The organism is Armatimonadota bacterium (genome assembly GCA_031081585.1).
Classification (GTDB): domain Bacteria; phylum Sysuimicrobiota; class Sysuimicrobiia; order Sysuimicrobiales; family Humicultoraceae; genus Geohabitans; species Geohabitans tengchongensis.
The window spans coordinates 15,279-35,973 of sequence record JAVHLY010000029.1; the positions used below are offsets into that span (position 1 = coordinate 15,279).

Sequence of the window (20,695 nt, forward strand, 5' to 3'; positions counted from 1 at the left end):
GCGGGAGGGCCAGGGGCTCGAGGCGACGCTGCCAGACCAGGTGGGCCGTCCAGATCAGCACCAGAGGAAGTCCTGGATGTCCGCCGACCCGGGCTCAGCGATCAGGTCAGTCACGCTCCCTCGCGCCCGCACACGGACGACGGGTGGCCTGCTTCTGCAATGTGGCCTCCTCCTAGCTACGTGAGGACACATCATCAACTTGGGTCTTCGCGTGGTCTTGGCATGGTGGCCGGATGGGCTGGGGGAATGCCGAAGAGACCTGCGGCGAGCGGTGGGAACGCGGCGCGCACAGGTGGTGCGGAAGGGGGGAGTCGAACCCCCACGGGCTTGTGGCCCACAGGCTCCTGAGGCCTGCGCGTCTGCCAGTTCCGCCACTTCCGCGCCGACGCCCGGCAGGACCAGACGAAGCCCTGCAGGACGGAAGACGGCGGACAGCCGCTGCCCGCCGCACCTCCTACGTTACGGGGTGCGCCGGAGAGCGTCAAGGCGAGGACCGGGTATACTGGGGACGCCGTGGCCGCCCGAGCCGCCGCCCCCACGGACCTTGCCGTCGCCCTCGACGCCCTGGAGCGGGACCACGCCTACCGGGGGCAGGTGGTGCACCGCCGGGCCCTGCCGGCCCGGGGGGCGCGCTACGCGCCGCTCGAGCCGCCGCTGCCCGAGCCCCTGCGGGCGCGCCTGGCCGCCATGGGCATCACCCGCCTCTACACCCACCAGGCCGCGGCCGTCGACGCGGTGCGCCGCGGCGAGCACATCGCCGTCATCACGCCCACCGCCAGCGGGAAGACCCTGTGCTACAACCTGCCGGTGCTCGAGCACCTGGTGCAGGCCCCGGCCGCCCGCGCCCTCTACCTCTTCCCCACCAAGGCGCTGGCCCAGGACCAGGTGGACGCCCTGGCGGAGTTCGGCCTGCCCCAGGTGCACGCGGCCACCTACGACGGCGACACGCCGGCGGCGGACCGGCGGCGCATCCGCGAGCACGCCACCATCGTCCTGACCAACCCCGACATGCTCCACCGGGGGATCCTGCCGCAGCACGTCCGCTGGGCGACCTTCCTGCGCGGGCTGCGCTTCGTCGTGCTGGACGACATGCACGTCTACCGGGGCGTCTTCGGCTCTCACGTGGCCAACGTCCTGCGCCGGCTGCGCCGCGTCTGCGCGCTGTACGGGGGCCGCCCGCAGTTCATCTGCACCTCCGCCACCATCGCCAACCCCCGGGAGTTCGCCGAGCGCCTGCTGGGGGTCCCGGTCAGCGTCATCGCCGAGAGCGGCGCCCCCCAGGGGCCGCGCCAAGTGGTCCTGTGGAACCCCCCGCTCCTCGACCGGGCGGCCATGGCGCGCCGCAGCCCGTACAGCGAAGCCACCTGGCTCTTCACCCGGCTGGTGCAGGCGGGCGTGCGGACCATCGTCTTCACCAAGGCCCGCAAGATCACCGAGCTCATCTACCGTTACGCGCGGGCCCGCCTGGCCGAGGAGGCGGCAGCGCTGAGTCAGCGCATCAGCCCGTACCGGGCCGGCTACCTCCCCGAGGAGCGGCGGCGCATCGAGCAGCGGCTGTTCCGGGGGGAGCTCGTCGGGGTGATCTCCACGAGCGCGCTCGAGCTGGGGATCGACGTGGGCGGCCTCGACGCCGCCGTGCTGGTGGGCTTCCCCGGCACCATTGCCAGCACCTGGCAGCGCATCGGCCGGGCCGGCCGCGGCACCGACCCCTCCGCCGGCATCCTCATCGCCCTGGACGACGCCCTCGACCAGTACCTGATGCGCCACCCCGACTACCTCTTCGCCCGCTCCCCCGAGCACGCCGTCATCGACCCCGAGAACCCCTACATCCTGGCCAACCACCTGCGCTGCGCGGCGGCGGAGGCGCCGCTCGAGCCGGCCGACGCCGAGCTCTTCGGGGAGCGGACCCTGGCGGTGGCGGCCCTGCTCGGCGAGTTCGGCGACCTGGTGCAGCGTCGCGGCCGCTGGTACTGGGCCAATCCCCGGCGCTACCCCGCCGCCGAGGTGGAGATCCGCGCCGCCGGCACCCCCTACCGCATCGTGGACGTCCAGGCCCGCGCGGTCATCGGGACGATCGACGAGGCCCGCGCCTTCGAGCAGGTCCACCCCGGCGCGATCTACCTGCACCAGGGCGAGGCCTACGTGGTGCGCAAGCTCGACCTGGTGGAGAAGGTGGCCTACGTGCAGCCGAGCCCGGCGGACCACTACACCCAGGCGCGGGTGCTCACCGACGTCCGCATCGTCCGCGCGCACGAGGAGAAGCCCTGGGGGCCCACCCGCGCCGCCTTCGGGGACGTGGAGGTGACGACCCAGGTCACCGAGTACGTGCGCAAGCAGCTCTTCACCGAGGCGGTGCTGGGCGTGGAGCCGCTCGACCTGCCGCCGCAGGTGCTGGCCACGGCGGCGCTGTGGTTCACCATCCCGCCCGAGCTGGTGCGGGAGGTGGAGCGACACGGGCTGGACCTGGCCGGGGGGATCCACGCCGTGGAGCACGCCGCCATCGGGCTCCTGCCGCTGTTTGCCATGTGCGACCGCTGGGACATCGGCGGCGTCTCCTACCCGCGCCACGAGCAGGTGGGGGCGCCGGCCATCTTCATCTACGACGGCCACCCGGGGGGCGTGGGGATCACTCAGAAGGGATTCGCGCTGCTCGACGAGCTGATGTCCGCCACCCTGGACGCCATCGCCTCGTGTCCGTGCGAGGCCGGGTGTCCTTCCTGCGTGCAGTCCCCCAAGTGCGGCAACCTGAACACCCCGCTGGACAAGGCGGCGGCGATCCTCCTGCTGCGCGGCTTGCTGGCCCGCCCCGGACGCGCCGCCCGCGCGGGCGGACGGCGCCGGTCGTGAGCCCCCGCGACAACCCGGCGTCGGTCGTGGACCCGGAGAGTAGCCTGGCACCGGTCGTGGACGCAGACGACAGCCCGGCCGGCGCCGCACAGGATGGAAGACCGGCCGCCGGCGCCGTCACCCGCATCACCTGGACGCTCTTCGTCGGGCAGGGGCTGGCCCAGGCGGCGATCCTGGCCATCTTCCCCCTCTTCGCCATCATTGGAGCCGCCCTGAGCCGCCCCGGGTGGGCGGGTCTGCCGGCCATGGTCTACGCGCTCAGCTCGGCCCTCTCCGCCTTCGGTTGGGGGCTGGCGATGGACCGCGTGGGCCGACGGCCGGTGCTGGTGGCCGGGTTCCTCCTCGGCACGGGCGGGGCGCTGCTGGCCGGGCAGGCGGTGCTGGTCTCGGGCTTCCTCATGTTCCAGGTCGGCCTCGCTCTGGTGGGCGCAGCCATGGCCGCCATCACGCTGGGACGGTTCGTCGCCGGGGAGATCCACCCGGCGGAGCAGCGCGGCCGCGCCATCTCCCGCGTGGTCCTGGGCGGGACGGTGGGGGCGGTGCTCGCCCCGCTGGTGGTGCGGGCTATCACCCGGGGCGCCGTCGGGCCGACGGAGCTGGCCTCGCCCTTCTGGGCGGCCGCTGGGCTCTACGGGGTGGCGGCCCTGGCTATGGCCGCGGGGATCTGGCCCGAGCCGCGTCTGCTGGCGGGCAGCCGCGTGGGCCTGGCGACGCGGATTCCACGGGACGGGCGCAGCCTGTGGCAAATCCTCAGAGGGCGCGCCGTCCGGGTGGCGGTCGTCGCCATGGTCGGGGGGCAGCTCATCATGGCCATGGTCATGGTGATGACCTCCGTGCACATGCGGGACCACCACCACCCGCTGCCGGCCATCGCCCTGGTGCTCTCCCTGCATGTCGTCGGGATGTACGCGTTCTCGATGGTGTCCGGGCGCCTCGCCGACCGCTGGGGCCGCGCGCCGGTCATCACGGGCGGGGCCGCGGCGCTGCTCCTTTCCTGTCTCGCCGCCCCGCTCTCCTCTGCGCTCAGCCCTACGGCGGCGGCCCTCTTCCTCCTCGGACTGGGGTGGAACTTCTGCTTCGTGGGCGGCTCGGCGCTGCTGGCCGACCAGCTCACCGACGGGGAGGGCGGGCGCGTCCAGGGCTTCAACGACCTGCTGGTCGGGGCCGCCTCCGGGGCGGGGAGCCTCGGCAGCGGTGCGCTCTTCGCCGCCGCCGGGTTTGCGGTGATGGCGCTGGCCGCCGCGCTCCTGGCGCTGGTACCGCTGGGGCTCACCTGGTGGTGGATGGCCACCCGCCAGGTTGCCGCCGACGCATCGACGGCGTAGGCACGCGGCGGTCAGGTCACAGCACCGCGGAGGGGGGCATGGCTCGGACGCGCGTGAAGCATCCTCGTCCAGCACCACGCCGGGATCGTGCCGGAGGCGGGCGCCGCAGGGTGGGACCGCAGCCGGCGCCGCAGACGGCCGCGCGGGCGCAGCGGTCGCAGCCGGTGGCCGACGCCATCGTCGCGTGGCTAATCCGGCGGGTCGACCGCACCTACCGTCAGGGGAACTGGGCGGGGCGAGGGGTGCTGGCGGCCATCGCCGACGTCCCCGCAGCGATGGCGCACTGGCGCCCCCACCCCGCGCAGCACACCATCGCCGAGATGGTCCTGCACATGGGCTACTGGAAGGACGCCGTCACGGCGCGCCTCCGGGGGCGTCCCTGGCGCTTCGACGAGCAGCAGAACTGGCCTACCCTCTTCCCCACCGCCGAGGCCTGGGAGGAGGCGAAGGCGGAGCTGGCGGCAGCGCACCGGCGGCTGCGAACCGCCCTGCGCACGGTGAGGGCTGAGCACCTGCTCGCGCGTCCCTCACCGGACGGGGGGCGGACGCCCACGCTGGCCGACCTGGTGGTGGACATCGCCACCCATGACTCCTACCACGCCGCCCAGATCTTCGTGCTGAAACGGCTCTACCTGGACCGGCGCAGAACGGGTGCAGACCAGCTCAGGACTACCGCATGAGCGCGCGGCCGCCGATCGGCGGCGTCTCCGGACGGGCCTACCGGTGCGTTGCAGCCGCCCTCCGGGCGCCATAGAATGGCCGCCGTGAGCTCCCCTGCACCCGGGCGCCTCTTCGTGGTGGGCACCCCCATCGGGAACCTGGAGGACATCACCCTCCGGGCCCTGCGGGTCCTGGCGCAGGTGGCCGTCATCGCCTGCGAGGACACCCGGCACACGCGCCGCCTCCTCGCCCGCCACGGCATCTCCACCCCGCTCGTCGCCTACCACGAGCACAACGAGCGGGTGCAGGCCCCCGCGCTGGTGGCGCGGCTCCAGGCCGGGGAGGACGTGGCGCTGGTGAGCGACGCGGGGATGCCGGGCATCTCCGACCCCGGCTACCACCTGGTCCGCCAGGCCGCCGAGGCCGGGATTCCCGTCGTGGCCGTCCCCGGTCCCAGCGCCGTCACCGCGGCCCTCTCCGTGGCCGGATTGCCCACTGACCGCTTCTGCTTCCTGGGCTTCCTCCCTCGCTCGGCTGCGGCCCGGCGCGAGGCGCTGCGCGCGGTGGCGGACCTGCCAGCCACCCTGGTGTTCTTCGAGGCCCCGGGACGGGTGGCGCGCACCCTGGCCGACGTGGCGGCCGTGCTCGGCCCGCGGCGGGTGGCGGTCGTGCGGGAGGCCACCAAGCTGCACGAGGAGGTCCGCCGCGGCCGCGCCGACGAGCTGGCGGCAGTCCTGGCGGGTGAACGGGTGCGCGGCGAAGTGACGGTGGTGGTGGAGGGACGGCCCCGGGCCCAGGCGTCGGAGGAGACCCGGGCGCAGGCTCCGGACGCGAAGCGGCGTGAGGCGGCCGAACCCGAAGCGGCCGCCCTGCTGGCGCAGGGCCTCTCCCGGCGCGACGTCGCCCGGGTGCTCGCCGCCTCCCACGGGTTGCCGCACCGCGAGGCTTACACCCTGGCCCTGCGCGTCCGGCCCCTCCGTCGGCGTGCCCGGGCGACCGGGGCCGCCACGGGAGAGCGCGGATGAAGGAGGTCCGCGGCGAGGGGGCCGAGGCGGCGCGCAGGCGACGTCTGGGAGGCTGGCCGGGCCGGCCTCAGGACGTCGTCAGGGTCCACCAGGCCGCCACCGAAGTCGAGGCCCTGGCGGTCGAGCAGGCGCTGCGGAGCGCCGGGATCCGAGCCTGGCTGCGCTCGCGCCAGGTGCCCGGCTACGGGCAGGCCCTGGCGACGGCGACCGGAGTGTGGGGAGACGTGCTGGTGGCAGCGGAAGACGCCGCCGTGGCGCGCCAGGTGGTGGCCGACTACCTGGGAGCGGTGCGCCAGGCGGCGCGCGGCACAAGGGTGACGGGCCCCCCCGAGCGGACCGGCGAGGGGGACGACGCGCAGTGGCGGCAGCGGGAGGAGACGGCGGTGCCACAGGTGCGGCAGGCACGGGACGTGACGGGGTCGCAGGAGCAGCCGACGGTGAGCAGGGCACAGCGCATCCACGGGATCATCCCGCCGCTGGTGACGCTCTTCGACGCGCACGGCCGGGTGGACGAGGAGGCGATGGGCCGCCACGTCGACCGGTTGATCGCCGCAGGGGTGCACGGGCTCTTCGCGCTGGGCACGACGGGGGAGGTGATGCACCTCACCCCGGACGAGCGGCGGCGCGTGGCCGAGCTCGTGGTCCGGCAGACCGCCGGGCGCGTCCCGGTCCTCATCGGCTGCGGCGGGACGGCCACCGACGAGGTCGTCGCCTACGCGCGCCACGCCGAGGCGGTGGGTGCCGACGCCGTCGTGGTCATCGTCCCCTACTACTGGACGCTCCCCGACCGGAGCGTGGAGGCGCACTACACCGCCGTGGCACGCGCTGTCAGGGTGCCGGTGATCATCTACAACTTCCCGGCCGTCAGCGGCCGCAACCTCCCGGCGGCCCTGGTGGCCCGCCTGGCCGCGGCGGCGCCGGGGATTGCCGGCATCAAGGAAACCCTCGACAGCATCGGGCACATCCAGCAGGTGCTGGCCCACGTCCGCCCCGTGCGGCCGGACTTCGTCGTGCTGTGCGGGTATGAGTACCACCTGCTGAACACCCTCGTCCTGGGCGGGGACGGCGCCATCCCCGGGATGGCCAACGTCTTCCCCGAGCCGGCGGTGCGCCTGTACGACGCCTTCCGCGCCGGCGACCTGGCCACGGCGGCGGCGCTGGCGCGCGAGCGGCTGGACTTCCCCGCCCTCTACCAGCTCGACGCGCCGCTCTTCGTCGTGGTCAAGGAGGCGATGGCGCTCGCCGGGGTGATCGAGCGCCCGGTGGTGCGCCTGCCCGCGCTGCCCCTGGAGGCGGAAGGCCGCCATCGCCTGGGCCGCCTGCTGGCCACCTTCGGGCTGCTGGAGGAAGGCGGGGCGGGCGGCGGGAAAGGAGCGGCGTCGTGACGCACATCTTGCCCTACCACGGCCAGGCCACCTACGACCTGGAGATCGTCGGCACGGTCCGGACCCTGCCGCTCATCCAGGTGGCGCCGGACACCTGGATCGCCTACTACTACAGCCTGGGCGACACCGAGGTCATCGACCGGGCCGCGCAGGCGCTGGCGCCGCGCCTGGAGGCCGCGGAGCTGCTCGTCACCACGGAGATCAAGGGGATCCCGCTCACCCACGCCATCGCCACCTACCTGGGCCGGCGTCCCTACGTGATCTGCCAGAAGCGCATCCGCCCCTTCATGCTCGCCCCGCTCAGCGTCCGCTACCGGCCCATCACCGCCGCCGAGCCGCAGGACCTCTACCTGGACGGGCGGGACGCCGAGAAGATCCGCGGCCGCCGCGTGGCGCTGGTGGACGACATCGTCAGCACGGGCGAGACGCTCCAGGCGATGGCGCGTCTGGTGGCGCAGGCCGGCGGGGAGGTGATCGCCCGGGCCGCCATCCTGCTCGAGGGCACCGACCAGGGGGGTATCGAGCACCTCGGCATCCTGCCGATCTTCAAGCGGATGACGGTTGCGGAAGAGGGGAGTGGCGGCTCGGCCGGGGGCGGGGGACCGTCAGAGACCGACTCGGCCGGGCAGCCCTCTGGCGCCGCGGAAGAGGCGGACCGGTGAGCGAGCGTCGCGAGGTGGCCACGCTCGGCGGCGGGTGCTTCTGGTGCCTGGAGGCGGTCTTCGAGCAGCTCCGCGGGGTGGAGCAGGTGGTCTCGGGGTACGCCGGCGGGACGATGCCCCACCCCACCTACGAGCAGGTCTGCAGCGGGACGACCGGGCACGCTGAGGTCGTGCAGGTCGCCTTCGACCCCGACGTCCTCTCCTATCGGGAGCTGCTGGAGGTCTTCTTCACCGTCCACGATCCCACCACGCCGGACCGGCAGGGGCCCGACGTGGGGACACAGTACCGCTCGGTGATCTTCACCCACTCGCCGGCGCAGCGGGCCACGGCCGAGGAGGTCATCGCCGCCCTCACCGCCGCCCGTGTCTTTCCCGACCCGATCGTCACGGAGGTGCGGCCCTTCGAGGCCTTCTACCCGGCGGAGCCCTACCACCAGCAGTACTACCGCCGCCACCCGGAGCAGGCGTACTGCCGCCTGGTCATCGCCCCCAAGGTGGCCAAGTTCCGCCAGGCCTTCCTCGACCGGCTGAAGGCGGCGGTCTGACCCCGCGCCAAGGCGGCACGGGGCGGTCAGCCCGCGGCCTGGCGCGTCAGGTAGCGGATCACCCCGAGCGCGCTCTGCACCGAGGGCATGACGATCTCCAGGTGCGCCAGCGCCGCCGCTCCTCCGCGCTCGGCCAGCCTGGTGCGGGCCTCGGCCCGCAGGCGCTCCGCCAGCACCTCGGCGTCGGCGCCCGAGGCCAGGACTTCCCGGCCCAGTTCGACGAACCGGTCGATGGTCGCGTCCAGCTCGTCGAGCAGCCTGTCGACCCAGTCGTGGGCGCCGAAGTGGGTGAGGAGCAGCCGGCGCGGGCGGAGCGCGCGCAGGCGCGCCAGCGAGGCGTGCCAGGCGGGAGGGTCGAAGTCGGGCGGTGGGGTAGGGGCGCGCACGTAGCGCAGGCCCGGGATGGCCACGCCCCCGACGTCCCCGGTGAAGAGGTCGCCGCTGCGGGGATCCCAGTAGGCCAGGTGGTGGCGGGCGTGCCCGGGGGTATCGACCGCGGTGATCGTCCGGGAGCCGAGCCGCACCTGCGCCCCGTCCTCGAGGACGTGGACCCGGTCGGCCGGCACCGGCGCCACCTCGCCGAAGAGCGGCTCGAGGGTCTCGCCGTAGAGGCGCCGCGCGCTGGCCAGCAGGCGCGAGGGGTCGCGCAGGTGAGGCGCGCCGACGGGGTGGACGTACACCTCCAGGTGGGGCAGCCGGCGCGCCAGGACGCCGGCCGCGCCGGCGTGGTCGAGGTGGATGTGGGTCACCGCCGCGGCGCGCAGCGCCTCCGGGCTCAGGCCGGCGGCGCGCACCCCGTCCAGCACGCGTTCCAGGCAGGTGGTGGGGCCGGTCTCGATGAGGGCCGGCCGCTCCCCAAGGAGCAGGTAGACGCCGATGGCCTGGGGCGTCCCCTGGTAGCCCGCGTCGATCACGAAGAGGTCCGGTGCCAGCGTCGTAAGGGTCGTCATCGCTCGAGGCCTCTCCACCATAGCAGACGCTCAGAGCGGACGGGGCGGAGAGCGACCCGGCGGTGGAGATGGGAGCTGTGCCAGGGAGGCGGAGGCCGGGCGTCCGGGCGGGCTCCCGGGGTCGGGCCTCGGAGGGGTGGGGGTTACGGAGAAGGCGCTGGTGAGGGGACCGGCGACGGCGAAGGAGGGCCAGGGGCGGCGCTCAGAGTGAACTTGAGTGAGCGTGCCGGCAGCCCACCCACCGAGGCGCGTAGCGTCCACTCCCCGACCCGCTCCCGGACAGGCTTGCCCTGGACCTCGATGACGAGCAACGCGAGACGGACGTTCTCTCCGGCGAGCGTCGACCGGTCGGTGCTGATGGGGAGGATCGCCCAGACCCAGGCGTTGGTGTAGTAGTAACCGGGCTCGGGGTCGAACCGGGTACGGCGCGTCCAGACCGCCGTCCCCTCGGGGTCGAGGAGCTGGGCGTCGACGGTCGTGGCCTGGGCGGACACTTTGCAGGTGGACGACGACGGCGACGTACCGGTCCTGGGTGGTAAAGCGGGTGCCGCACTCACTCAGGTCGAGGGCGAAGCCGCCGACGTCTCCCCGTGGATTGGCTCGCCGGCAAACCAGCAGGGTGTGCCGGGCTTCCTGGCTCACCGCCGGGAGGCTTGCTCCCAGGATGAGGAGCAGGCACACCAGCGCGACACCCAACGCACGCCTTCGGGTCCTCACGGCGATCCTCCCCGGGGAATCAGGTCCTCGTAGTGCAACTGGTCGAGACAGCGCTGGATCCAGGGGGTCGACTCGGCCGCGGCATAGCGCGTCTCCGCCCCCGGAGGCCGGACCCAGCCCTTCGTCAGCCCGTAGACGCGCCCGTCTCGTACCCACGGTGAGCCGGAGAAGCCGGGCGCGACGAACCCCTCGCCGACCATGACGTTGCGCCAGGGGTGGGAAGGCGTCCATTGGATCTTCCGTTCCGCCAGGAAGGCCGTCAGGGTGGTGTGGAGGAAGCGCACAGGGGACGGACGGGGGTGGATTTCGCGCCGCGGGAGGATCAGCAGCTCGTCCCCGACTCGCAGCTCGGCGGGATCGCCCCAGTGCGCCACCGTGCTGTTGGTGTGCGCGGCGACACTGCCCTTGACGGTGTCTTTCTACCCTCCGTACACTACCTTGGCAACGCGAGGAGGAAGCGGGAGTAGCCCTGTCCGGGGTCAGGGAGCGAGCCGGGAGGGTGCGAGCCGGCGGCGGAGGGCGGGGTGAACATGGCTTCCGAGCAGGCGACCTGAAGATCCTTCGGCCCGCGCCGGGGGGGCGGTAGGGTCGCCCGGGTGCCTCCGTGATCGGGTCAGGGCACTCCGCGCGTAGTGCGGACGTGCCCACGAGGCGCCGGACCGCGAGGCCGGCGCGGAGGCGGTGGTACCGCGAGAGACCCTCTCGCCCGTGCGGCGGGAGGGTTGTTGTCTTCTGCGCGTGAGGAGGCGAAGCTGTGGCGACGGCACACCTGGTGGGGATCTTCCCGAGGTCGGAAGAGCTCGTGGCGGCCACGCGGGCCTACGAACGGGGCCGGTACGACGAGGCGGCCCTCGACCGCCTCTTCGCCGAGGAGGCCCGACGCGTGGTGGCCCTCCAGGTGGACGCGGGGCTCGACTACGTCACCGACGGCCTGCTGCGCTGGCAGGACCTGCTGCGCCCGCTCAGCGAGGGTGTCGACGGGATGCACCCCGGGCCGGTGACGCGCTGGTTCGACAACAACACCTTCTACCGCCGTCCCGTCATCGGCGGCTGGCTCCCCCCCATGGGGGAGGTGGTCCTGCGCTACGTCGACCGCGACGCGCTGGCGGGGCACCGGTGGAAGGCCATCCTGCCCGCGCCGTGGACCTTCGCCATGCTGGCCGAGGACCACTACTACGCCGACGAGGAGGCCCTGCTGCTCGACGTGGCCGACATGATCCGCTCGGCGGCGGTGGCCCTGGTGGAGGCCGGGTGCGCCTACGTGCAGTTCTCCGACCCCGTCCTGGTGGCCAGGCCGCGGGAGGGCGCGGTGGACCGCGCCGGCCGCGCGCTGGCCCGCGTCGTGGAGGGGCTGGGCGTGCGCACGGCCGTGCACACCTGCTTCGGTGACGTGGCTCCCGTGCTGCCGGCGCTGCTGGAGTGGCCGGTGGACGAGGTGGGCTTCGACCTCTTCGCCGCCACCATGGACCGGCTGGAGGGCCGCGCCGGCAGCAAGACGGTGCTCGTGGGGGCGCTCGATGGACGCAACTCGCTGCTGGAAGACCCGGTGCGCACTGCCGAGACGGTGCAGCGGGTGGCCGACCGGCTGGGGGCGGAGCGCGTCGGCGTGGTGCCGAGCTGCGACCTGGAGTTCCTGCCCTGGCCGGTGGCGGCGGAGAAGGTGCGCCGGCTGGGCGAGGTGAAGCGGCGGCTGGCGCCGGTGCCGGTCGCGTAGGGGGCGATGACCGTGGCCAAGCTCTTCCCCACACAAGAGATCGGCAGCCTGGCCAAGCCGGCCTGGCTGGTCAAGGGGGTGCGCGGGGAACGGCCCGCCCCGGAAGACCTGGCCGAGCTCGACCGGTGGGCAGCGCGCCTGTCCATCGCCGGGACGGAGGAGCTGCGCGCGCTGCTGACCGCCGGGGGGGAGCGCAGCGAGGCGGACCGGGAGCGCATCCGCGACTGGGGGGCGCTCTTCGCCATCCGCTTCCTCGAGGCGGCGGGGCTGGACGTGGTCTACGACGGTGAGGCCCGGCGGGTGGAGATGTACGAGTACCCTGTGCGGCGCATCGACGGCTTCCGTTTCTACGGGCACGTACGCTCCTTCGACAACCGCTACTATCGCAAGGCGGCGGTGGTGGACCGGGTGCGGTTGCGCGAGCCCTTCCACGTGGACGAGCTACGCTTCGTCCGGCAGCATGCCCGCCGCCCGGTGAAGATCCCCATCACCGGCCCCTACACGCTGGCGGACTGGTCGTTCAACGAGTACTACCTGCAGCAGCTGCAGGACATCCCGGACCTACGGGCGCGCAACTACGAGGCCAAGCGGCGCTTCACCCTCGACCTGGCCCGCGAGGTCATCCGCCCCACGCTGCTGGCCCTCGAGGCGGCGGGGGCGACGTGGATCCAGATCGACGAGCCGGCGGCGGCGACCCACCCGGAGGAGGTCCCGATCCTGGTGGAGGCCTTCAACGCCGCCGTGGACGGCGTGCGTGCCAAGAAGTCGATCCACATCTGCTACAGCGACTACCGCCTCCTCTACCCGCACCTGCTGGACATGACGGTGGACCACCTGGCCCTGGAGTTCAAGAACACGGGGGACTACGACATCGTCCAGCTCTTCAAGACCTTCGGCGACCGGCGGGAGATCGGGCTGGGCGTGGTGGACGTGCACAGCGACGTCATCGAGACGCCCGAGGAGATCCGTGACAAGGTGCTCCAGGCCGCGCGCACCCTGGAGGCGCCCGAGCGCATCTGGGTGAACCCGGACTGCGGCCTGCGCACGCGCACGTGGGACGTGGCCTTCACCAAGCTGCAGCACATGGTAGCGGGCGCAGAGCTGGCCCGGCAGGCGGTGGGCGCCGCCGCGTGAGGACGATGGGGGCGGAGCTCCCTCCCGCGGTGGTGGAGGCGTTCGGCGACCCCCCGACGCTGACCACGGTGCGTCTGGTGCTGCGCCGCTTCCGCCCCGAGGACGCGGAGGACATCTTCGCCTACGCCTCGGACCCCCAGATGACCACCTGGGTGCCGTGGGAGGCGCACCGCTCGCTGGAGGACAGCCGGGCCTTCGTCGAGCGGGTGCTGCAGAAGTACCGGGAGCGGCAGGAGGCGGAGTGGGTGATCACGCTGCGGCCCGGCGGACGGGTGATCGGCACGATCCGCTTGGGCCAGTACCACCCCGTGCACCGCCGGGCCGACCTCGGGTACGCGGTGGGCAGGGCGTGGTGGGGCCAGGGCTACGCCACCGAGGCGGCGCGTGCCGTGGTGGCCTTCGGCTTCACCCGGCTCGACCTGAACCGCATCTGGGCCATCTGCGACCTCGGCAACGTGGCCTCGGAGCGCGTGATGCAGAAGGCGGGGATGCGCTTCGAGGGGATCCTGCGCGAGCACATGTACGAGAAGGGAGAGTTCCGGGACGTGAAGCTCTACGCGATCCTGCGCCGTGACTGGCGGCCCGACATCGGTTCGCCCGCCCCGACGGGCGCGTGACGGCCGTGGAGACCTTCTACATCACCACCGCCATCGACTACGTGAACGCCAGCCCGCACATCGGGCACGCCTACGAGAAGGTGCTGGCCGACGTGCTGGCCCGCTGGCACCGGCTGCGGGGCGACCGCGTCTTCTTCCTCACCGGCACCGACGAGCACGGCCTGAAGATCGCCTCCACGGCGGCGGCGCTGGGCCGGGACGTCCGGGCCTTCGTGGACGAGAACGCCGCCACCTTCCGGCGCCTCACCCGGGTGCTCAACCTCTCCAACGACGACTTCATCCGCACCACCGAGCCCCGCCACCAGCAGGGCGTGCGCGCCCTCTGGGCGCGCGTCGCCGCCGCCGGGGACTTCTACAAGAAGAACTACCGGGCGCTGTACTGCGTCGGCCACGAGGCCTTCGTGACGCTGAGCGACCTGGTGGACGGCAAGTGCCCCGAGCACGATACCGAGCCCATCGTCATCGAGGAGGAGAACTACTTCTTCCGCCTGTCCAAGTACCGCCCCCACCTGCGGCGCCTCTTCGCGGAGCGGCCCGACTTCGTCGTCCCCGCCGCCCGGGCCAACGAGATGCTGGCCCTCATCGACACGCTGGAGGACATCTCGGTCTCGCGCCCGGTGGAGAAGCTGGCCTGGGGCATCCCTGTCCCCGGCGACCCCGGCCACGTCATCTACGTCTGGTTCGACGCGCTGACGAACTACATCAGCGCCATCGGCTTCGGCGCGGACGAGGCGCGCTTCCGGACCTGGTGGCCGGCCTACCACCTCATCGGCAAGGGGATCAACCGCTTCCACTCGCTGCTTTGGCCGGCCATGCTGCTCTCCGCCGGGGTGGAGCCGCCGCGGCAGGTCCTGGTGCACGGCTACCTCACCGTCGAGGGGCAGAAGATCAGCAAGAGCCTGGGGAACGTCATCGACCCCGCAGAGACGGTTCGGGAGCTGGCCGCCCGCGCCGGGGTCGAGGAGGCCATCGCCGCCGACGCGCTGCGCTACTACCTGTCGCGGGACATCCCCTTCGGGGAGGACGCCGACTTCAGCCGGGCGGCGCTGGTGCACCGCTTCAACGCCGACCTGGCCAACGACTACGGCAACCTGCTCAACCGGGTGCTGCCGCTGGTCCACCGTCACTTCGACGGGCGGGTGCCGGCGCGCGGACCCGACGAGGGCGGGGACCGGGCGCTGCAGGAGACGGCGCGGCGGGCGGCCGAGGCCGCCGACCGGGCCGTGGCGCGCTACGACCTGCGGGGCGCGCTCGAGGAGATCTGGCGGCTGGTGAGCACGGCGAACCGGTACGTGGACGAGGAAGCGCCCTGGCGGGCGGTGCGGGAGCGGCGCCCGGACCGGGCGGGGACGGTGGTGGCCAATACGCTGGAGGCCTTCCGCGCCGCCACCCTGCTCCTCTCCCCCTGGCTGCCGGCGGCGGCGCAGCGGGCCTGGGCGCAGCTGGGTCTGGCCGACCCACTGGAGGGGCAGCGGCTCACGGATGCGGCGGCGTGGGGTCGGGTGCCGGCGGGGACGCGGGTGGGGCCGGGGCAGCCCATCTTCCCGCGCATCGAGGAGGCGGTGCCGATCCAGGTCCCGGTGGCTGCGCCCTCGGAGGCGCCGGCGGCCCGGGCTCAGGCACCGGAAGGGAGGTCCCGGGTGGAGACGATCGGCATCGACGAGTTCAGGCGGCTGGACCTCCGCGTGGCCGAAGTCCTCTCGGCCAACCGCATTCCCGGCACCGACCGGTTGCTCGAGCTGGAGGTGGACCTGGGCGGGGAGGTGCGCCGCATCGTCACCGGGATCTACCCGATCTACCGGGCGGAGGACCTGGTGGGGCGGCGCATCATCGTGCTCGCCAACCTGGAGCCCCGCCGCGTGCGCGGCGTGGAGTCGCAGGGGATGCTGCTGGCGGCCGAGTGGGAGGGGGACATCGGGCTGCTCACGGTGGACAAGGCCATTCCTCCCGGAGCACGAGTGACATAGAGGTTTGGGGCCTCGCACCGGTCACGCTCGGGCCCCAACCGCGTGCCTCACCCTGACCAGGCTTGCGCCAGCCTGATCTCCTCCGTGCGCCGTTCGTAACCTCTGGACGGCGGCAGTCCGGCTTGCAGGTGCCAGCGCACCGTCTCGGTGACCCAGCGGTCGATGGGCGTCCAGGGCAGGTCCAGGTCGTGCTGGATGGCGGCGATGTCGAGGAGGAACTGTCGGGCGAAGGTGGGCCGATACCAGGGCGCCGCATCGCGGAGCCTGGGCTCGGGCACCGTCACGACCGGATCCGGTCGGTCGAGCGCGGCCGCCACCAGGCGGACGAAATCCTCCAGGGCCACCACCTCCGGCATGGCGACGTTGTAGGTCGCCTTGCGCGCACGCGGATGGCCGGCGGCGGCGACCACGGCGCGGGCAACGTCGCCGCTGTAGGCCTGCCGCCAGACTACCGCCGGGTAGCGCTGTGGGACGAGCACCGGGCCTCCGTCCGCCACGCGCTGGATCCAGAACCAGCCGCGCAGCGTGGGATCGTGCGGCCCCTGGATGATGAGCGGGCGGAAGACCGTGTACGGGACACCCGCCTGAGCGCCCAGGACCTGCTCGCAGGCTCGCTTCCCTTCCGCCATAGGGGAGATCACCGCGCAGCGCCAGGTTGGCGTCTCCCTCAGCCAGCGGGCGGAAGGTCGCCGGCGGCTCGAGGTCGGGGTAGACCGCCCCGCTGCTCATGAGGACGTAGTGGCCGATCCCGCCCCGCAGCACGCTCAAGACTGTCTCGACGTGAGTTCCCTCGAAGGCGACCATGTCGACGACCACGTCGAAGGTGCGGCCGCGCAGGCGGGCGCCCAGCTCGCCGGGGATGGTCCGGTCCGCGGCCAGGTGCTCGATGCGGGGCCAGAACGGCGGACGACGCCGGCCCCGGCTGAGCACGGTCACATGGTCGCCGCGGTCGAGGAACAGCTCGACGATCCGCCGACCGACGAAGGTCGTGCCGCCGATGACCAGGGTCCGCATGGCGGAGAACATCGCCTTTGATGATAGGATGAAACGGGTCATGGAGCTCGTCGACACGCACGCCCACCTGGACGACGAGGCCTTCGCCGCCGACCTGGACGACGTCGTCGCCCGCGCGGCCGCGGCCGGGGTGAGCCTCATCGTCACCGTCGGGACCGACCCGGAGTCGTCTGCGCAGGCCGTGGCCCTGGCCCGTCGCCATCCGCAGGTGCGGGCGGCCGTGGGCATCCATCCGCATGAGGCCGGCCGGCACGCCCCCGATGCGGTGGCCGGCCTGCAGGACGTCCTCCGGTTCCCCGAGGTGGTGGCGGTGGGCGAGACCGGACTGGACCACTACCGGGACTATGCGCCGCGGGCCGCCCAGGCGGCCCTCTTCCGAGCGCACCTGGCGCTGGCTGCGGAGACCGGACATCCGGTGATCGTCCACTGCCGCGAGGCGCACGGCGCGGTCCTCGGGGTTCTGGCCGAGTATCCCGGCCTCTGCGTGGTGATGCACGCCTTCTCGGGGTCCCTCGAGGTGGCGCGGGAGTGCCTGCGCCGCGGCTACTACCTCTCCTTCGCCGGACCGGTGACCTTCCCGAACGCCCGGGGGCTGCTGGACGTGGCCCGGTTGGTACCGCGCGATCGGCTGCTGCTGGAGACCGATGCCCCCTACCTCACCCCCCACCCGCACCGGGGACATCGCAACGAGCCGGCCTTCGTGCGGCTGGTCGTGGAGCGGCTGGCCGCGCTCCGTGGAGAGGCGGTGGAGCGGCTGGCCGAGGCGGTGCTGACCAACGCGCGCAGGGTGTTCGGTGGCGTGGCGGTGACGGCACCGTGAAGCTGCACGCATCCACCGCCACTGCCGCCCGCGCCGGCGTCCGCCCGGTCGGGGCATCTCCATGCGTCGGTCGGTCCGTTCCGGTGGTGCTGGTCCTCGTCCTTGCGCTGGCGGCCGGCGCAGGTGCCGCCGTCCCCCCGCCATCCCCGCAGGAGGTGCAGGTCGGCCAGCAGGCGGCCCGGGAGATCGAGAGCCGCTACCGGGTCGTCCCCGCGGGCCCGGCCGTCGAGCGGGTGCGCCGGGTGGGGCAGGCCGTCGCCGCCGCGGCCGACCGGCCGGGCGTGACCTACCTCTTTAAGGTCATCGAGCTCGATGTCCCCAACGCCGTGGCGCTGCCGGGCGGCTTCGTCTACGTGACGACGGCGATGCTGGCCTTGGTCCGCAGCGACCACGAGCTGGCCGCCGTCCTGGCCCACGAGATCGCCCACGTGGCCCACGGGCACTGGATGGAGCTCTCCCGCCGACAGAACCGGACCGCCCTGCTCACCCTCATCCTGGCCGCCCTCACGCGCGACGCCGCGGTGGCCCAGGGGATGCACCTGGCCAGCCTCGGGATCCTGGCCCACTACACGCGCGAGATGGAGCGCGACGCCGACCTCACCGCCATCACCTACCTACAGCGCACCCCCTATACCCCCGTCGCCGTCCTCACGCTCATGGAGCGCATCGCCCGCCTGGAGCAGTACCGGGCCAGCGTGGACCCCGGCGCCTTCGCCGACCACCCCACCAGCGCCGAGCGCGTCGCCTACATCGAGGCGGAGCTGCGCCGCCGCGGGATCCCCATCGTGCGCCGCCTCAGCGCCAACTACCTGCGCCTGGCGGTGCGCGAGACCGACGGCGCGGCGGAACTGCTGGTGAACGAGACGGTGATCGTCCGCCTGCCCGACGCCGAGCGGGTGCGGGAGGCGGCCCGCCGCCTCGACCCGCTCTTCAACGCCGACCTCCAGCCCTACGAGGTGGGGGTGCGGGAGGACGGGAGCGGCGCCTGGGCCGTGACCGCCCGGGGGCGTCCGGTGCTGGTCCTGACACCGCAGGACGCCGTCCGCGCCGGCACCAGCGCCCGCGACCTGGCCTCGCAGGTCCAGAGCCGGCTGCGCGAGGTCATCGCCGCCGACATCCGCTGGCGGAAGCTCAACGGGTGAGCCGCCGCGTCCACGTCGCCTACACACCGCGCGAGCTCGACGGGCCCATGGACGTGGCCATCGTCGTGGACGTCATCCGGGCCAGCACCACCATCGTCACGCTGGTGGAGCGCGGCTGCCGTCCGCTGCTGCTGTCCGCGACCGTCCACCGGGCGCGCCAGGCTCGCGCCGCCGCCCCCGACCTCCTGCTGATCGGCGAGCAGGGCGCGCTGCCGCCGGAGGGCTTCGACCTGGGCAACTCTCCCGTGGAGGTGGCCCGCGCCGCGGTGGCGGGACGCGGCGCGGCGCTGGTCACGACGAACGGGGTTCCGGCCATCCACGCCGCGGCGCAGGCGGGCACGGTGCTGGTGGGGTGCCTGCGCAACGCCCGGGCCGTGGCGGAGGCGGCGTGGGCGGCCGCGCCGGAGGGCGGGGAGATCGTCATCGTCTGCGCCGGCCGCGCCGAGAACCCGGGGGGCTTCGGGCTGGACGACGCCTACGGCGCCGGGGTGCTGGTCGGGCGCCTCCAGGGGCTCGGGGCGACGACGCTCACCGACGCCGCCGAGGCCGCGCGCCTGCTCACCGTGGCCGAGCCTGACCCGCTGGCGCTGTTCCGCCGTTCGGCGGCGGGGCGCAACGTCACCCGGCTCGGCCTGGCCGACGACGTCGTCTTCTGCGCCGAGGTCGACCGGACGACGGTTGTGCCGCGGGTGGGGGTGGACCTGGTCCTGCTCTCCTGACTGCCGGCGGCACGGGCGAGCGCGTGACGGGTGCGCCTGCCGCAGGGCCTCGAGGCCCGGGTCGTGGGGAGGCACAGGATGCGCTGGCTCGGGATCCTGGCGTTCGTCACCATCCTGCCGCTCACGTCTGCGGTGCTCCGTCCTGCTGCGGCGGTGCCCACCCTGGGCGCCGGGTTCACCATCCGGGTGACCGGCGACATCGTCATCCCCGGGGGCACCACGATGGTCGGCACGGTCGTCACGCTCAACGGCAACATCACGGTGGACGGGCGGCTGGAGGGGGATGCCGTCACACTGAACGGCGACATCGGTGTACGCGGCGAGGTCACCGGATCGGTCCGCACCCTGAACGGCTCGGTGACCGTGTACGGCACCGGCGGGGTGGGCGGCGACGCCACCGCCTTCAACGGCGTGGTGACGGTCCTGCCGGGCGGCCACGTGGCAGGACAGGTGCGGCGTGGTGTCTTCCACCCCGCCACCCCGACGCCGTCCCCTGGGGTCATGCCGCCTCCGGGAGTGACGCCACCCGCCCTTCCACCGGCCCCACCGCCGGTGGCCACCCCCGCGCCCCCGCCGCCAGCGGCTGTGCCGCCGCCCTTCGACACGTACCGGGAGGAGTGGTGGCGGCCGCTGCAGGTCCTCTTCTTCGTCTTCAAGCTCTCGGTCCTGGTGGTGCTGGGAGGCCTCGGGGTCTTGCTGGTGGGGCTGCTTCCCGACACCTTCGTGCGTCTGGCCGAGACCCTCCAGGCCTGGCCGCTGCACACCCTGCTCGCCGGCGTCGGGTGGTGGGTGGCGCTGGCGGCGGGGGCGGTGGTGCTGGCGGTGAGCCTGGTGGGCATCCCGCTGCTCTTCCTGCTGCCAGCGCTCGTGGGGGCACTCTCGCTGGTCGGCTACGCCACCGTGGCCTTCTGGGTGGGACGGCGGTTGCAGACGGGGGCGCCGCGTCCGCTGCGTCAGGCGGCCATGGGGGCGGTGGTGGTCGGGCTCGTGGCGCTGATGCCGGTGGTGGGGAACGTGGTACTGGGGCTGACGCTCACGTGGGGGATCGGCACGGTCCTGGCGGCGGTCTACCGGGCGGTGCGGCGACCGCCGCCGGCACCCACTGCGCCGGCCCCTTCGCCGCCGCAGCCGATGGTATAATGAACCTGCCTACGCGCCCGTAGCTCAGCGGAGAGAGCGTTGGCCTCCGGAGCCAAAGGTCGGGGGTTCAAATCCCTCCGGGCGCGCCACCTGGCGAGACTCCCCGCTGTTCAACCCGCTCGCGCTGCGGCCAGGAGCTCCCGCGCCCGCCGCACCACGTTGACGATGTGCTCGGGCGACGGGGGTTCGCCGGCGCGGCCGAAGATCGACCCCCCCAGGGCCACGCCCACCGCCCCGGCGCGCACCATGGGAGCGATGCGATCCAGCGTCATGTTGCCCACCGCCACCGCCCTGAGCTGCGGGTACGGCCCC

Annotated in this window: 21 protein-coding genes and 2 tRNA genes; 17 read left to right on the forward strand and 6 right to left on the reverse strand. The window is 73.4% G+C overall.

What is annotated here, in order from left to right; all coding sequences use genetic code 11:
• Positions 1-293: 293 nt before the first annotated feature.
• A tRNA-Leu gene (locus RB146_11315) sits at positions 294-381 on the reverse strand.
• A 132-nt stretch (positions 382-513) separates the two neighbouring features.
• Between RB146_11315 and RB146_11320 the strand changes: the two genes are divergently transcribed.
• From RB146_11320 to msrA, 7 genes are all read left to right on the forward strand, one after another.
• Complete coding sequence (locus tag RB146_11320; protein MDQ7829559.1) at positions 514-2,847, forward strand: DEAD/DEAH box helicase; 2,334 nt, start codon at positions 514-516, stop codon at positions 2,845-2,847.
• On the forward strand, positions 2,844-4,172 hold the full coding sequence (locus RB146_11325) for an MFS transporter (GenBank protein ID MDQ7829560.1): 1,329 nt from the start codon (positions 2,844-2,846) through the stop codon (positions 4,170-4,172). Before RB146_11320 ends, RB146_11325 begins: the two co-directional genes overlap by 4 nt.
• A 110-nt stretch (positions 4,173-4,282) precedes the next feature.
• The gene (locus RB146_11330; protein ID MDQ7829561.1) at positions 4,283-4,852 is read left to right on the forward strand and encodes a DinB family protein; all 570 of its coding nucleotides are present in this window, start codon (positions 4,283-4,285) and stop codon (positions 4,850-4,852) included.
• 75 nt (positions 4,853-4,927) lie between these two features.
• Positions 4,928-5,857, forward strand: a complete 930-nt coding sequence (gene rsmI / locus RB146_11335) for a 16S rRNA (cytidine(1402)-2'-O)-methyltransferase (protein MDQ7829562.1) — start codon at positions 4,928-4,930, stop codon at positions 5,855-5,857.
• Positions 5,854-7,242 (forward strand): dihydrodipicolinate synthase family protein, encoded by a 1,389-nt coding sequence (locus RB146_11340; GenBank protein ID MDQ7829563.1) that lies wholly within the window; start codon positions 5,854-5,856, stop codon positions 7,240-7,242. The genes rsmI and RB146_11340 overlap by 4 nt, the downstream gene beginning before the upstream one ends.
• The gene (locus RB146_11345) at positions 7,239-7,904 is read left to right on the forward strand and encodes a phosphoribosyltransferase family protein (GenBank protein ID MDQ7829564.1); all 666 of its coding nucleotides are present in this window, start codon (positions 7,239-7,241) and stop codon (positions 7,902-7,904) included. Before RB146_11340 ends, RB146_11345 begins: the two co-directional genes overlap by 4 nt.
• Positions 7,901-8,449, forward strand: a complete 549-nt coding sequence (gene msrA / locus RB146_11350) for a peptide-methionine (S)-S-oxide reductase MsrA (protein MDQ7829565.1) — start codon at positions 7,901-7,903, stop codon at positions 8,447-8,449. The genes RB146_11345 and msrA overlap by 4 nt, the downstream gene beginning before the upstream one ends.
• A gap of 26 nt (positions 8,450-8,475) precedes the next feature.
• Here the strand turns inward: msrA and RB146_11355 are convergent, their stop codons facing one another.
• The 3 genes from RB146_11355 to RB146_11365 form a co-directional block, all read right to left on the reverse strand.
• Positions 8,476-9,399, reverse strand: a complete 924-nt coding sequence (locus RB146_11355; GenBank protein ID MDQ7829566.1) for an MBL fold metallo-hydrolase — start codon at positions 9,397-9,399, stop codon at positions 8,476-8,478.
• 143 nt (positions 9,400-9,542) lie between these two features.
• On the reverse strand, positions 9,543-9,893 hold the full coding sequence (locus RB146_11360; protein ID MDQ7829567.1) for a hypothetical protein: 351 nt from the start codon (positions 9,891-9,893) through the stop codon (positions 9,543-9,545).
• Positions 9,894-10,112: 219 nt separating this feature from the next.
• Positions 10,113-10,490 (reverse strand): hypothetical protein, encoded by a 378-nt coding sequence (locus tag RB146_11365; protein ID MDQ7829568.1) that lies wholly within the window; start codon positions 10,488-10,490, stop codon positions 10,113-10,115.
• 380 nt (positions 10,491-10,870) lie between these two features.
• Between RB146_11365 and RB146_11370 the strand changes: the two genes are divergently transcribed.
• From RB146_11370 to metG, 4 genes are read left to right on the forward strand one after another with little or no spacing between them, the layout of a single operon-like run.
• On the forward strand, positions 10,871-11,830 hold the full coding sequence (locus tag RB146_11370; GenBank protein ID MDQ7829569.1) for a hypothetical protein: 960 nt from the start codon (positions 10,871-10,873) through the stop codon (positions 11,828-11,830).
• A 6-nt stretch (positions 11,831-11,836) separates the two neighbouring features.
• Positions 11,837-12,964, forward strand: coding sequence for a hypothetical protein (locus RB146_11375; GenBank protein ID MDQ7829570.1), 1,128 nt, complete (start codon positions 11,837-11,839; stop codon positions 12,962-12,964).
• A gap of 5 nt (positions 12,965-12,969) precedes the next feature.
• Positions 12,970-13,581, forward strand: a complete 612-nt coding sequence (locus RB146_11380) for a GNAT family N-acetyltransferase (protein MDQ7829571.1) — start codon at positions 12,970-12,972, stop codon at positions 13,579-13,581.
• The gene (gene metG / locus RB146_11385) at positions 13,578-15,548 is read left to right on the forward strand and encodes a methionine--tRNA ligase (protein ID MDQ7829572.1); all 1,971 of its coding nucleotides are present in this window, start codon (positions 13,578-13,580) and stop codon (positions 15,546-15,548) included. The genes RB146_11380 and metG overlap by 4 nt, the downstream gene beginning before the upstream one ends.
• Before the next feature lie 47 nt (positions 15,549-15,595).
• Here metG and RB146_11390 read toward each other — a convergent pair whose 3' ends face one another.
• Positions 15,596-16,177: a hypothetical protein gene (locus RB146_11390; GenBank protein MDQ7829573.1), complete on the reverse strand. Its 582-nt coding sequence runs from the start codon at positions 16,175-16,177 to the stop codon at positions 15,596-15,598.
• Between the two features lie 109 nt (positions 16,178-16,286).
• Between RB146_11390 and RB146_11395 the strand changes: the two genes are divergently transcribed.
• The 6 genes from RB146_11395 (at position 16,287) to RB146_11420 (ending at position 20,472) form a co-directional block, all read left to right on the forward strand.
• Positions 16,287-16,583: a hypothetical protein gene (locus RB146_11395; GenBank protein ID MDQ7829574.1), complete on the forward strand. Its 297-nt coding sequence runs from the start codon at positions 16,287-16,289 to the stop codon at positions 16,581-16,583.
• On the forward strand, positions 16,546-17,382 hold the full coding sequence (locus RB146_11400) for a TatD family hydrolase (protein ID MDQ7829575.1): 837 nt from the start codon (positions 16,546-16,548) through the stop codon (positions 17,380-17,382). The genes RB146_11395 and RB146_11400 overlap by 38 nt, the downstream gene beginning before the upstream one ends.
• Before the next feature lie 86 nt (positions 17,383-17,468).
• On the forward strand, positions 17,469-18,524 hold the full coding sequence (locus RB146_11405) for a M48 family metalloprotease (protein ID MDQ7829576.1): 1,056 nt from the start codon (positions 17,469-17,471) through the stop codon (positions 18,522-18,524).
• Positions 18,521-19,243 carry a 2-phosphosulfolactate phosphatase gene (locus RB146_11410; GenBank protein ID MDQ7829577.1) on the forward strand — a complete coding sequence of 241 codons (723 nt, stop codon included), beginning with the start codon at positions 18,521-18,523 and terminating at the stop codon, positions 19,241-19,243. The genes RB146_11405 and RB146_11410 overlap by 4 nt, the downstream gene beginning before the upstream one ends.
• A gap of 78 nt (positions 19,244-19,321) precedes the next feature.
• Positions 19,322-20,383 carry a hypothetical protein gene (locus tag RB146_11415; GenBank protein MDQ7829578.1) on the forward strand — a complete coding sequence of 354 codons (1,062 nt, stop codon included), beginning with the start codon at positions 19,322-19,324 and terminating at the stop codon, positions 20,381-20,383.
• 13 nt (positions 20,384-20,396) lie between these two features.
• Positions 20,397-20,472 (forward strand) — tRNA-Arg (locus RB146_11420).
• A 21-nt stretch (positions 20,473-20,493) separates the two neighbouring features.
• On the opposite strand, the gene RB146_11425 is transcribed toward RB146_11420, so the two are convergent.
• The coding region (locus RB146_11425) for a hypothetical protein (protein ID MDQ7829579.1) at positions 20,494-20,695 on the reverse strand (202 nt) is incomplete at its 5' end.